The sequence below is a fragment of the Bartonella sp. B1098 genome, from assembly GCF_944896145.1.
Classification (GTDB): domain Bacteria; phylum Pseudomonadota; class Alphaproteobacteria; order Rhizobiales; family Rhizobiaceae; genus Bartonella.
Genome location: NZ_CALYLP010000005.1, coordinates 13,031 through 25,705, shown reverse-complemented (window position 1 = coordinate 25,705; position 12,675 = coordinate 13,031). Strand labels below are relative to the sequence as shown.

General features: G+C 43.9%; 8 protein-coding genes and 1 pseudogene. All 9 read left to right on the top strand.

Features of this window, described 5'->3' with window-relative positions; all coding sequences use genetic code 11:
* Positions 1 to 11 precede the first annotated feature (11 nt).
* Positions 12 to 1,541: a hypothetical protein gene (locus tag NNJ85_RS08505; protein ID WP_254475219.1), complete on the top strand. Its 1,530-nt coding sequence runs from the start codon at positions 12 to 14 to the stop codon at positions 1,539 to 1,541.
* Positions 1,538 to 3,643 (top strand): glycine zipper family protein, encoded by a 2,106-nt coding sequence (locus tag NNJ85_RS08500; protein WP_254475218.1) that lies wholly within the window; start codon positions 1,538 to 1,540, stop codon positions 3,641 to 3,643. Before NNJ85_RS08505 ends, NNJ85_RS08500 begins: the two co-directional genes overlap by 4 nt.
* Positions 3,636 to 4,219, top strand: a pseudogene (locus tag NNJ85_RS08495) (transglycosylase SLT domain-containing protein). Before NNJ85_RS08500 ends, NNJ85_RS08495 begins: the two are co-directional and overlap by 8 nt.
* A gap of 11 nt (positions 4,220 to 4,230) precedes the next feature.
* Positions 4,231 to 5,232, top strand: a complete 1,002-nt coding sequence (locus tag NNJ85_RS08490; protein WP_254475217.1) for a phage tail protein — start codon at positions 4,231 to 4,233, stop codon at positions 5,230 to 5,232.
* Between the two features lie 9 nt (positions 5,233 to 5,241).
* A complete protein-coding gene (locus tag NNJ85_RS08485; RefSeq protein WP_254473210.1) occupies positions 5,242 to 6,255 on the top strand; it encodes a phage tail protein in 1,014 nt (337 codons plus the stop codon).
* 7 nt (positions 6,256 to 6,262) lie between these two features.
* Positions 6,263 to 7,396, top strand: a complete 1,134-nt coding sequence (locus NNJ85_RS08480) for a phage tail protein (RefSeq protein ID WP_254475216.1) — start codon at positions 6,263 to 6,265, stop codon at positions 7,394 to 7,396.
* Between the two features lie 9 nt (positions 7,397 to 7,405).
* Complete coding sequence (locus tag NNJ85_RS08475; RefSeq protein ID WP_254475215.1) at positions 7,406 to 7,639, top strand: hypothetical protein; 234 nt, start codon at positions 7,406 to 7,408, stop codon at positions 7,637 to 7,639.
* 21 nt (positions 7,640 to 7,660) lie between these two features.
* Entirely contained in the window at positions 7,661 to 12,274 is a 4,614-nt protein-coding gene (locus NNJ85_RS08470; RefSeq protein WP_254475213.1) for a hypothetical protein, read from the top strand.
* A 9-nt stretch (positions 12,275 to 12,283) separates the two neighbouring features.
* Positions 12,284 to 12,613, top strand: a complete 330-nt coding sequence (locus NNJ85_RS08465; RefSeq protein WP_254475211.1) for a hypothetical protein — start codon at positions 12,284 to 12,286, stop codon at positions 12,611 to 12,613.
* Positions 12,614 to 12,675: the final 62 nt, after the last annotated feature.

Genomic DNA, 12,675 nt, shown 5'->3' with positions numbered 1-12,675 from the left:
GAGAGAAAAAGATGGAAAAAGGTTCTTGGTTCAATAACATTTCGCGTTTTTTTATTCCTCCTGATCAAGGCGAACATCCCTTAGTTAGAATGTCTAGAATAGGTGCTGATGGCTTAATCAGTCCACACCTTCCACCTACAGTACAACGTGCGAAAAATAAGTGGTCTGTAGTTCAAGAAGAAAGAGAACGTCAAAAGCATGAAGAGATATATGGTCGAAAGCTGTTAGGAATGATTATTCCGAAGATTGGTGAGAGACCAGTTGATAAGATGAATATGTTGCAGAAAGTAATAGAGCAGCATCAAGGTCCTATTGTTCCTAGTGCAATTTCTCTTAATCAACCGTTTAATACAGGGGATCTTTCTTCTGTTAACGTAGGTTCTATTATTCCTGATGGAATCTATCATGAAAAGAAAGAGCCCTATATGGTTCCTGAAGTAAAAATACCACTTGGTGTAGGAGATCATTCACCTCTCCCCAATGCACAGGAGTTTAATCAACTTACGCCTATAATAGAAGAGGCAACTTCAACTCCACAGTCACAAGCTTCTCCGGTAGATACACGAACTGGTTTTGAAAAGTTTGTACAATCGGATTTTTATAAAAAGCTTCAAGATCTTTTTTCAGGTATGTCGGCAGCACCGTCCGGTGGTTCTGGATGGGATGCGCTTGCAAGTGGTGTGAAGCATCTTAATGAAGGCGATAAACAAAGAGGACAAGTTAATCAAACGGTCGAGTATCTGAAATCTAAAGGCTACAGTGAAGAAGAAGCTGCTGTCATGGCACGTAATCCTCAAATGCTTAATGCGCTGTTAACAGGTGGTAAGACCCCAGAAGGCTTTCAATCGTATACCAATCCAGAGACAGGTGAACTTGAATATAGACCGGTTAAGGGGTCTATGCAGGAACTTGAGTATAATCAGAAGAAAAAAGAAATAGAAGAGTGGGAAATAAATAAGAGAAACGCTGCTGCTATAGCAGCAAAAGAAATTGATAACATTATGGGTACAGTTAATGATGCTCTTAAACTTATAGATGAGAACCCCGATAAGGTTGCAGGTATAATTGGTTCACTCGCTCTGCTTGTTCCAGGATCTGATGCAAACTCATTAAAAAAGAAGTTCAAACAGCTTGAAGGTGGTATCTTTACTCGAGTGATTGAAACAATCAAAAAACAAAGTGAAAATGGCTCATTGGGAGTAGGACCGTTATCTAATGAAGAAAGCGCGCGGTTGGTAGCATCTTATGGTTCTTTGGATATTAGCGATAAACCTGAAGAACTACATAAAACGCTCTTAAAAATTAAAGATATGTTTGATCTTTTTAAACAACTCAATGATGAGGAAATTTATAGGTTATCAAAAGGAATGGAAGTAAGACCGCGTTCAAATCCCTCTGCTCAATATTCTAATCAGTCGATATCGCAAGGAGGCGGTGCAAACTTGCCAACGATAAGTAGCAGGGAAGAGCTATATAATTATCCTCCTGGAACAGTGGTTGATTATAATGGTACTCCAGTATATAGGGAGGCAAAAAGATGATGAACAATAAGCGTTACCGACCAGGAGATCGTGTACCAGAACTTGGTGATGATGTTTATGTAGCTGATTATCCTCTTAAACACAGCAATTCAGGAAAACATTATCGACCAGGAGATCGTGTACCAGAGCTTGGTGATGATGTTTATGTAGCCGACTATCCTTTATATGTTGAAGGATTACAAAATACAGCAAATCAATCAAGAGTAACAGATGATTTTTCATTTGATGATAAAGATCTTACGTGGTGGGATGCACTAAGGAGTCATGGTGCATCTGGTTTGACAGCAGGATATAGTGATGAGATACAAGCGGCGAATGAAGCGGGTTTTAAGGATTATTGGAGTGGCGATAAACGGGCAGAAGAGATTTACAATAGAAGGGTAGCAAAAGAGCGTGCTTACCAAAAAGCCTTGGAAGAAAAACATCCAGTGTTGTCTTCTATTGGTTATGCTCTTGGTTCGCTTGTACCAACAGCACTCTCATTTATCCCTGGGCTTGGACTTTTGAGAGCAGGTACTGCGCTATCAACATTTGGAAATGTTGGTAAAGCAGCACTTTTAGGAATAGGTTCTGGAGCTTTGCATGGCTCTGGAGCAGGAGATGGTTTTTATGGTCGTCTTGGTTCGGCAGGAGTTGGTGGTGTTATTGGAGGAGTTGCTGCTCCAGTTGGTTCTCTTGCTGGTACATTCGTTTCTTCAGGATTGAAGAAAGTAGGACATGGATTGCAACAGGTTCCTTTTGTAAGAAGGCATTTTAATCCTGCTTATAAGGAAGTTAAAACCAAAGCGGTTAGGGAAGTTGCAAAAACATTATATGATGATGGTGTTGAAAATGTTGCAGAACGCCTTGCAAGTGCGCCACGCCATGCATTTTTGACAGATATTAGTCCGAATTTAGAAGTATCACTTGCTAATATGGGAAAAACAAATACGCGCGTTTCTGAACTTTTGAAACATGCTCATGGGGAAAGGGTACAGAACGCTATCCGCCGTATTGGTCAATCGGCAGATGAAAACATTACTCCTCTCCAAGATACGAAAGTTTTAAAAAGGTTGCTTGAAGAGCAGGGAAAAAGAGAATACCAACCTATTTATGAGCAAGTATATCGTATTCCAGTAGGCAAAGAGCATTATCCAGCTCTTAATGATCTTTTTGAACATGAAGCATTTCAAGAAGCTGTCGAGCGAGCCGTTAAAATCTTAAAGAAAGATCGTCGCAATACAAAGCCAGAAATGTTTTATTCTAGAGATTTTAGGCATATTAATTATAAGCCTACGATGGAGTTATTAGATGAAATTAAGAAGTCTCTCGATGACCTTCGCGACAAATATCATAATTCTGGTGATAAACGCATGGCTTCTGTATATCAGTCGCTTAAGAAAGATTTAGTAGAGATAGCGGACCAGATTGCTCCTACTTATAAAGTAGCACGTGGTAGTGTAGCAAAATATGAAGGTTTTGAAGAAGCAATACAACAAGGCAAAAAAATTGCAGAAAGAGATGTATCTGGAGAAGGAATTGCAGAAGGTCTTCGTAAAGGAGCGATGCCGGATGGTCTCAATACCTATCGCGTTGGGATGAGAGATTATATCGATGACATATTAGAAAAATCCCGCCCTATTAATACACTTTCGGATATTTTACAAACAGGTAGCATGTCTAAAAATCTTAGCAGGTCTTTAAGCCCTAAAAACGTTAAAGCGTTCAGAAAAGCTGTAGATGATGAAAGATTTTATGAAGATGCGGCGAAAAGAGCACTAAAGCCATTTCAAGGAACACCAGAGGCTTCTCCTTTAACAGGTGTTAATATTCCGTACGGAAAAGTTAGTACAGCACGTGCTGGGGCAAAAATTACTCAAAATATTTTATCTGATACGATTAAAAAATTGCCTCAAAAAGAGAGACAAATATTTGAAAGTGATATAGCAAAGTTAGCAACTTTTGGCGTTAAAGGTATGACCCAGCAAGAAGTAGCTCAAATGGTACAAAGGTTCATAAATTGGCATAAAAAGGGAGTTTTGACTGAGAAGACAATGCATTTCATTTCTTCGGCATTGATGGGGGAAGCTGGCAGATTTGCAAGGAGCAAAATCTATGGCTAGATATAACCCTTCAGTTGATCAAGCGATAAGACAGGCAGCGGCGCGGTATGGCTTGCCGGAAAGCTATTTATACCGTGTTGCGCAAGTTGAAAGTGGGGGCAATCCCAATGCAAGGAATCCCCGTTCTTCTGCGGGTGGGTTGTATCAGTTCATAGACAGCACCGCTAAGCAATATGGCTTACAAGACCGTTTTGACCCTATGCAGGCAGCCGATGCCATGGGGCGGTTGACCCTTGACAATCGCAATCATTTAAGCCGTCTGTTGGGAAGGGCGCCTACAGATGCGGAACTGTATTTAGCCCATCAACAAGGAGCAGGGGGAGCAGCGCGGTTGGTTTGAATGCAGGCAATAACGCAATGCGCGCAAGTGATTTTGTTAATCGTGTATTTCAGATGTATGGGGGGCAGCCTTATAGAGCAAGCCCTATCGCACGGGGTGGTATGGGCGATAGAGAGAACTTGCTGGAGGTTTTACGGGCATTACTAGCGTCACAGGAAGAGCCTTTGGAAGAAGAAGAGCGTGAAGATGATAATCCTTTGATGACGCAATTCATGCGGGCATTTTACGGAGTTTAGGGGTCACAAATATGTCAACGATATATGATTGGTCGCTAAGAGCGGCGGATAACACGCGCGCAGATGATTTAATTGATTGGTCAGAGGGACAACACCCTAACACAGTCAATAACAGTGCGCGTGTGATGATGCAGCGTATCAAGGAATACTTGTTAGACATGGGTGGAACACTTGAAGGGATTGTGACGAATGATCATGTCCAACGAATAAGTACGATCAGTCTTGAAAGCCAATCACAGTTTTTAGAATACAAGAATGGTATCGTTTTACGCTTTATGGCGACAGGCAGAAATATTGGAGCAACCACGGTTTTTCTGAATGCTTTAGAGGGCAAGCCGGTTTATAAAGCGACCGCCTTAGGGATTGGTCCTTTATCGGGCTGGGAAATCCAACAGGGATGCATTTATACATTGGTATTTAGTGGAGATCATTGGCACCTTGTTAATCCCACCTCTATCCCTTTAGAAGAAGAAATCAGTCTTTATCCTACTGGTTTTATCGGAACGTTTGCGATGCGTGATCTTCCAACAGGTTGGTTACTCTGCGATGGGAGAGCATATTCGCGTAGTGATTATAGTGATCTGTTTTCTGCGATAGGGACGGTTTGGGGAGAAGGGAATAGTGTTACGACGTTTAATGTTCCGGATTTTCGGGGAATGTTCTTACGCGGTGTTGATGACGGTCGTCATATTGATGAAGGGCGTTCTTTTGCAAGTGTGCAAACAGATTTAATGGAGTCACACGAACATCAGGGGCAAAGTCTTTCCTTTCCCCATTTTACGAGCAATGAAGATTTTTGGGATGGGAATACGACGGCTGTTTTGGGATATCGTCTAGGATTGTTTGGAGGGGGGGCACTTGCAAACTTTATGGGAATAGAGCGTGAGAATTTAGGGAGCTATATTGCAAGTCCCTATAGCCATGATGAAGATCAAGAGGTTGACTTGAGAAGCAGTGGTGAAGGTGAGACGCGTCCAGTGAATGTTTCTGTTCTGTTTGCCATTAAGACATGAGGTTTTACGATGTCGACGATTTATGATTGGTCTTTGAGAGCCTCTGAGAATGCCTATTGTGATGATTTGATTGATTGGTCAGAAGGACAGCGTCCTAGCAGCGTGAATAATAGTGCGCGTGTGATGATGCAACGCGTAAAGGAATATTTATCCGATACGAGTGGTATGATTGCAAATACCTTTACGGTTGATGCGGAACAACAAACGACGTTGATAAGACTTGAAAGCCACTGTCAGTTTTTAGCGTATAAGAATGGTATCACGGTTTGTTTTAAAGCGAAGGGCAAGAATGTTGGGGCAACAACAATTGCTTTAAATGCTTTACCTGCCAAGCCTCTTTATAAGGCGACGGAATTAGGCATGCGTTCTTTGACAGGAGGCGAGTTTCAAAAGGGGTGCATTTATCGTTTGGTTTATAGGGATAATGGTTGGCATGTTTTGAATCCTACCCCCTTGCCTTTATTACAAGAACCAATGATTTCAGTTTATCCTACCGGTACGATAGGGATTTTTGGAATGCAAGTTTTGCCTGAAGGCTGGTTAGTCTGTGATGGGGCTGCTTATTTGCGCAGTGATTATCCAGCACTTTATGAAGCGATAAGAACAAGATGGGGTGGCAGTGATAGTTGGACGAAGTTTAATGTTCCCGATTTGCGTGGCGTGTTTTTGCGGGGTGTTGATGATGATCGCGAGATAGACCGTTTTCGTTATCTTGGCACATTACAGCATGACACTATGAGAAAGCATGAACATGGAGGTCAATCGGTTACGATTTTGAATGATGCCAATGAGGAAGAGAGTTGGTATGGAAATATGATGATTATCTGGGGGTATGTGCTGAATGAGCAGCAAAGGGAAAAGCTTGCCGAGCGTTTGGGTGTGCGTGCAGAGGATATACGGTTGCATCATGTGCTTGCCTTTCCCCATTCCCATCTTCACATGCGTGATGTTGTTTGGGCTCGTTCAGGTGTCAGTGAAACACGCCCGATTAATATGAGTGTTGTGTTTGGGATTAAGACGTGAGGTCAAGATGTCAACGATTTATGATTGGTCTTTGAGCGCCTCTGAGAATGGTGGGGCAGATAGCTTGATTAATTGGTCAGAGGGACAGCACCCTAACACGGTCAATAACAGCGCGCGTTTTATGATGCAAAGAGTCAGTGAGTATTTATCGGATACGGGGGGTGTGATTGAGGGGGTTGTTACGGTTAATCAAGAACAAAAGACGAGTGCGATACGTCTTCAAAGTCAATCGAAATTTTTAGCGTATAAGAATGGTATCTCGGTTTGTTTTAAAGCGAAAGGTAAAAACGTTGGGGCGACCACGATTGCTTTGGATAATTTGGCTGCTAAGCCCGTTTATAAGGCGACAGAAAGCGGTTTATTAGCCTTATCGGGAGGCGAGATCCAAGAGGGTTGTCTTTATACGCTTGTGTATGATGAAGAGATAAGCGGTTGGCAAATTCTCAATCCAACAAGGGAGAAAGCTTTTTCCTTAAAACGTCTACCGTCTGGTTTTATTGGTCCTTTTGCAATGGAACGCTTGCCGGCAGGTTGGTTGCCTTGTGATGGGGGGGCATATTCGCGAAGAACGTATAGAGCATTGTTTGACGCGATAGGAACGGTTTGGGGAGCAGGAGATGGCGTTTCGACATTTAATGTCCCCGATTTTCGGGGAATGTTTTTACGGGGCACAGATTATGAACGTGGTCTAGATCCTTGGCGTTCTTTTGCAAGTCAGCAAGCGTGTTCTTTGAAAGCGCATGAACATTTAATAGGAGCCGCTTCTTCAGTTGACCGTTCTTCACGCAAGAAACGAGATATTTCTTCTTCTGAATCTTCTTTGACAAGGCGAAAGAGATCTCTAGACGAAGAGTGTGTAGGGTTGAGTGGGGATGCCTTGGAAAGGTGTAATCAAGAATTTGACCAAATAGCAGGAGGTTCACAAGAAGAGGTTCCCTTTTGGTTTACCGATAAGGATAAGCCGCCTCGCTTGCCTTGGTTTATCCGAAGTCCCTTTGCGAACATTTTATATTATTCGACGCCTCTCAAAGAGGGCATTCATGATAGGGGGCATCATGAACATCATCTTATGTCAGAGAGGGTTGGTGGCGCTGAAACGCGCCCCGTTAATGTGAGTGTAATTTATGGAATAAAGACATGAGGAGTTGAAATGACCTTAAAACCGTTTGCGATATCAGAGCTTAGCGACCCGTCCCAAGTACGGGTCGTTTTGTATTCAGGGGGAGGCTTTTTGCATACGCCGCTTCAAGGGATTGTTGATTTAGTGACAACAGCTTTGAAAACAGAGTTTGATGGTTCGCAGAAAGAGATGGAGAAACGCTTAGAGAGCTTAAGCGCAGATCTTGAGGATTTGAAAGAGTGTTCTTTGGATGAAGCACTTTAGAGGGAGTAAGGAGGAAAGCAGATGAAGATCCCCGATCATAGTCATGAGTATCTGATACCGGTAGCGACTGAAGAGGAAATTAGAGAAGGGCTTTCGCAAGATAGTGTAGTTGTTCCGAAGATTTTAGGGACAGCTTCTTTGTATTCGTATGAGACCTTTGCACCGTTAGAACAGGTTGTGAATGCAAGGCAAGAGGCAGAAAAAGCGATGGCGCGTGCAAATGGTGCGCAACAGGTTGCAGAAGAAGCTAAGAGGGGCTCAGATCAAGCGCTCACAGAGGTAACAAAAACGGTTCAAACGGTTAATGTAGCGCTTACAACCTCCAGTGAAGCGAAGGAAGCGATTACAGCAGCAACAGCAATCGCCAATGAAGCAAAAGAGACAGCGGATAGCGCCAAGGGCTTAGCCGAAGAAGCCCAAAATGCCTCTGATGCTGCAAAGCACATAGCAGAAGAGACCAAAGCAGCGGTTGATAGAGCTTCAGGGGAAATCAGTGGTACGAAAGGTTCACTGGCTACGGCATTGGAAAGTTTTGCAGAGGTTAAGCAGGTAAGTGAGAATGCCGTTAATGTCTCGACAGAAGCTAAGAGGTTAGCCGATGCATCAAAAACGATTTCTGAACGTGCAGAGCAAACAGCGCGAGAAGCTTCCCAAACAGCGACAGAGACGTCCCAAGTAGCCGCAACCGCGGTAGCAACGTGTCATGAAGTCAAGACGGTAGCGACCCAAGCCAGTCTTAAGGCAGATGGAGCCAAACAGACAGCCGATGATGCCAAGGATATTGCAGAAGCGGCAAAAGGTTTATCGGAACGGGCGACAGCTTCTGTTACAGAACTGACAAAAACAGCAGAGCAAATCCAAACGCGTTCTAATGAAGTGTTGAGGAATGCAAAAGAAGCCAAGAATAAAGCAGAAAGTTTAGAGACTATTGCTAATGCAGCAAAACAAACGAGTGATGATGCAGCACAAACAGCGACAGCAGCAAAGAGTCTATCAGAAGAAGCAAAACGAGAAGCCGGTGTTGCAAAGACCACAGCTTTAGACGCTAAAAGCGCGGCAGATAGTGCACAAACGAAAGCAGAGCAGGCACAACAAGAAGCGTTCGAAGCGTCTCGCGTAGCCAAAGAGGCCAAGGCAGTTGCAGAGGCGTCAGTGCGTTCAGGTAGTGAAACAGCCCGTGGAGGAGAAGAGATCAAGAGCTTAGCAGAAGATGCGAAAGCTAAAGCGGAAACAGCAGAAAGATTAGCGCAAGAAGCGAACAGTGCCTGTGATGAAGTGAAGCAAACAGCCGATGGTGCGAAGGTAACGTCAGAAACAGCAGTAAATATGGCGACAGATGCGAAGACGTCAGCGTTAGAAGCCAAGCAAACAAGTGAAACAGCGACAACTACAGCAAGCTCTGCTCAATCAACAGCCAATACGGCATTAACAGAATCAAGAGAAGCCAAGAGCACAGCAGAAGAAGCAAAGAAACTTTCAGAACAGTCAAAGGAAGCTTGTGATGAAGTCAAATCATCCGTTGAAGCTGTTAAGGCTGTAGCAGAATTGGCAAAATCTGGTGGAGAACAAGCATCCCAAACAGCGTCCGAAGCGAAAAGATTAGCGGAATCCGCGAAAAGTGTAGCAGATAGTGCAAACACGAAAGCCGAGCAGGCACAACAGGCAGCAACAACGGCATCTCAAATAGCTTCTGAGGCTAAGACAGTTGCAGAGCAAGCATTACAAGCCGATAGACAAGCGGTTCGTGAAGGGAGTGAAGCATCCAAAAGTTTAGCAGAAGCCGTTCAGAAGAAAGCTGAGGCAGCAGAGAGAGTTGCACAAGAAAGTAAGAGTGTTTGTGAAGAAGCCAAACAGCTAGCAACAGAAGCTAAAAATGCCTCTACAAGTGCGCTTAGAGAATCGAGTGATGCGAAGGAGAAAGCTTCTACAGCGCTTACATCAGTCAATGATGTCAAGGGGATTTCTGAAGAAGTTAAAGGTTTAGCAGAAAAAGCAACGACATCATCTGCAGAAGCGCAAAAAACCGCCGATGAAGCATTAAGAGAAGCAAATGCAGCGAAAACAACGGCGGATACGGCATCTAGCACAGCTCATGATGCCAAGGGGATTGCTGAGGAAACTAAACAAACGCTTGGAGATGTTAAAAGCGTTGCAGACACGGCATTATCGACAGCCACTACAGCCAAGCAGAAAGGTGATGAGATAAGCCAGCAAACTTCAGAAGTCTTAACGAAGTCTGGTGAAGCAAAGGCTAAAGCGGAAGAGGCACAACGGTTGGCATCAAGCTCACAAGAGGCAGCAGAAACAGCAAAGGCTAAAGCCGAAAGCGTAGAGGCAGTTGCGAATGAAGCTTCACAGACAGCAATATCTGCGAAGAGCCTATCAGAGGAAGCAAAAGAAGAAGCAAGCAATGCCACAACGATAGCCTTGGAAGCGAAAAGTTCTGCGGATAGTGCGTCGGCGAAATCAGAGCAAGCCCAGCAGAGTGCAACCGAAGCCACGCGAATAGCCAAAGAAGCAGCAGAAGCGGCAGCGCGTTCAGGAGAGGCGGCAGGGCAGGCTGATGTAGAGGCGGTGAAGGGCATAGCGGAAGAGGCGAAGAGCAAAGCGGAAGCAGTAGAGAAGGTAGCAGAAGAAACGAAAGGAGCCTTGGATAGTCTAAAACAAATAGCTAATAGTGCGAAGTCAACAGCGGAAGAAGCGAAGAAGGTTGCGGAAGGAGCACAAACTAAAGCAGGAAAAGTAGAGACAGTAGCGGGTGAAGCCGAAAAGATAGCGAAAGAAGCCAAACAGACAGCCGGTTATGCCAACCATGAGGCAGAACAAGCGCGCAGAGAGGTAGAAAAGGCAAAAAGTACAGCTCATGAAGGGTGGAGTAATGCCAATAAAGCGAAGGCAGCAGCAGATGAGGCTAAGACCATAGCAAGTTTAGCACGGACATATGCAGACGAAGCCAAGAAGATAGCGGAAAATTCAGGCAACACAGCTCATCAAGGGTGGAGTACAGCTCACAAAGCGAAGGAAGTAGCCGATGACGCTAAGACCATAGCAAGTTTAGCGCGTACGTACGCAGATGAAGCCAAGAAAAAAGCCGAAACAGCAGATTCACAATCCTATCAAGCCAAGGGCGAAGCCGAAAAAGCTAAGGAAATAGCTAATAGTGCAAAATATACAGCCGAACAAGCACAGAAAGCGGCAGAAGCAGCTGATAAAAAGGCATCGTCTTTAGCAACATCTTTAGAAGGAAAAGTAGAAGAGGCACAAAAAACAGCGAAGGCAGCCAAGGAAAAAGCAGGCTATGCCGAAAATGATGCGAGGCAAGCTCGTAGTGAGGCAGAATCCGCAAAAAATATAGCTTATAACGCTAGTAGTACAGCTTATAATGCGAAGGAAGCGGCAGATAATGCTAAAACTACAGCAAGTTTAGCGCGGACGTACTCAGACGAAGCCAAGAAAAAAGCGGAAGCAGCAGATTCAAAAGCTTATCAAGCCAAGGGCGAAGCCACTAAAGCTAAAGAAACAGCTGATAGAGCGAAAAGGACAGCCGAAGAAGCCAAAGGAGTTGCGGAGCAAGCAAAGAAAACTGCTGATACGACGAAACAAGAGCTTGGAGGTCTCAAAAGTTCTTTAGCAACAGCAACGGCAGCTCAAACAACAGCAACAGCAGCAAAAGCGCTAGCAGAAAAGATAAATACTTTACTGAAACAGTCTAATTTAACGGTTTTGTCAAATTCTACCCCGTTTCTTGTAGCTACAGGCAAAGCGCAATTAACGGTAAAAAAAGGAACGACCCTAACCTTGGGAGTAGGCAATGATATTTTGGTTGTAGGTTATGCAGCCGATGCAAGAATAGGCATGCCGTCTCTTTCGGCAGGCAAGGATTATTATGTTTATTTGGTTTCTGATGGAGGACAGTCTCATAAATTTGTTGTATCGGAAAACTCTACGTATCCAAGGAATTACACCGTCAATAATTCGCGCAAGATAGGAGGGTTTCATACGCTTTGTGTGGATGTTGGTACGATTTCTGGTCATCTCTTATCGGGTTATCGTGCAGGGGATATATTACCCCACTCTGTTTGGTGTCTCAATCATCGCCCGCATAGTTCACCAGAAGGAATGGTTTACGACTTCTCTACAGATCTTTGGGTTGATATTTATCTTCAGTCAGGTACGGGAGAAAATACACGCTCCGCGTATAATGTTCCAATTACAACGGGGTGTACTTATACAGATCATGTAACAGATATGATGCTTGTAAATAAGTCATTATTAAGTGATGAAGAATTTGCTTCTGCTATGCATGGGAGTAATGATAAGACGAGTATTGTAGGAAAGAAGGCACCTTCTCCTAAGATTTCAGGTGGTCACGTTGATACGGCAAAACGTCGCATGATCTCTCATATAGGGTGTGAAGATGGTTGCGGTTATATTTGGCAGTTTTTATCCGGAACATTTCCTATGCAAATAACGAATAGGGGGCAGTCTAGGCTAGAAATGAGGTGGTTATCAGGAGGCGGAAGTTGGAGTCATGGTGCAGAGAGTGGACATTTTGCACGTGCTAACGTCTCTTCTGCTAGAGACAATCACCAATTAGGGGCGCGTGGTTGTAGCCGTCCTCGTCATTTTGTTTAGGAGGGGTAGATGATAGATTATCCAGAACACTTAAATACGAAGCAAGATTATCTAAATATGCTCGAATTTGATAGGGAAGAAACGGTAAAAAGGCTAGAGCAGCTTTTATCAACGCGTTTTTATTGGGTCTTTATCAAAGAGCTCAGTGAAGGAGAAGAGGGGGTAGAAGATGACACGCATAAGGTTGCTCTCATAACCGAAATGCCGTCTGATCTCAATGGAGATTTTGTCAAAAAGCGTTGTCAGTATGAATTACAGGAAAGCGAATATGCACCGCTTTTTCAACTTGGCTTTCGTGTTGAAGAAGTCGAGCAGTTGATCAAAGAGCATAGCCAATAGAAGATCATAAAAGAAGATTTTAATCCAGCCTCACAGATGTGGGGCTTTTTTTATGGAGGGTC

Coding starts and splice junctions, on each gene's coding strand:
- NNJ85_RS08480 (WP_254475216.1), top strand. CDS start 6,263: ATGTCAACGATTTATGATTGGTCTTTGAGCGCCTCTGAGAATGGTGGG.
- NNJ85_RS08490 (WP_254475217.1), top strand. CDS start 4,231: ATGTCAACGATATATGATTGGTCGCTAAGAGCGGCGGATAACACGCGC.
- NNJ85_RS08500 (WP_254475218.1), top strand. CDS start 1,538: ATGATGAACAATAAGCGTTACCGACCAGGAGATCGTGTACCAGAACTT.
- NNJ85_RS08475 (WP_254475215.1), top strand. CDS start 7,406: ATGACCTTAAAACCGTTTGCGATATCAGAGCTTAGCGACCCGTCCCAA.
- NNJ85_RS08505 (WP_254475219.1), top strand. CDS start 12: ATGGAAAAAGGTTCTTGGTTCAATAACATTTCGCGTTTTTTTATTCCT.
- NNJ85_RS08485 (WP_254473210.1), top strand. CDS start 5,242: ATGTCGACGATTTATGATTGGTCTTTGAGAGCCTCTGAGAATGCCTAT.
- NNJ85_RS08465 (WP_254475211.1), top strand. CDS start 12,284: ATGATAGATTATCCAGAACACTTAAATACGAAGCAAGATTATCTAAAT.
- NNJ85_RS08470 (WP_254475213.1), top strand. CDS start 7,661: ATGAAGATCCCCGATCATAGTCATGAGTATCTGATACCGGTAGCGACT.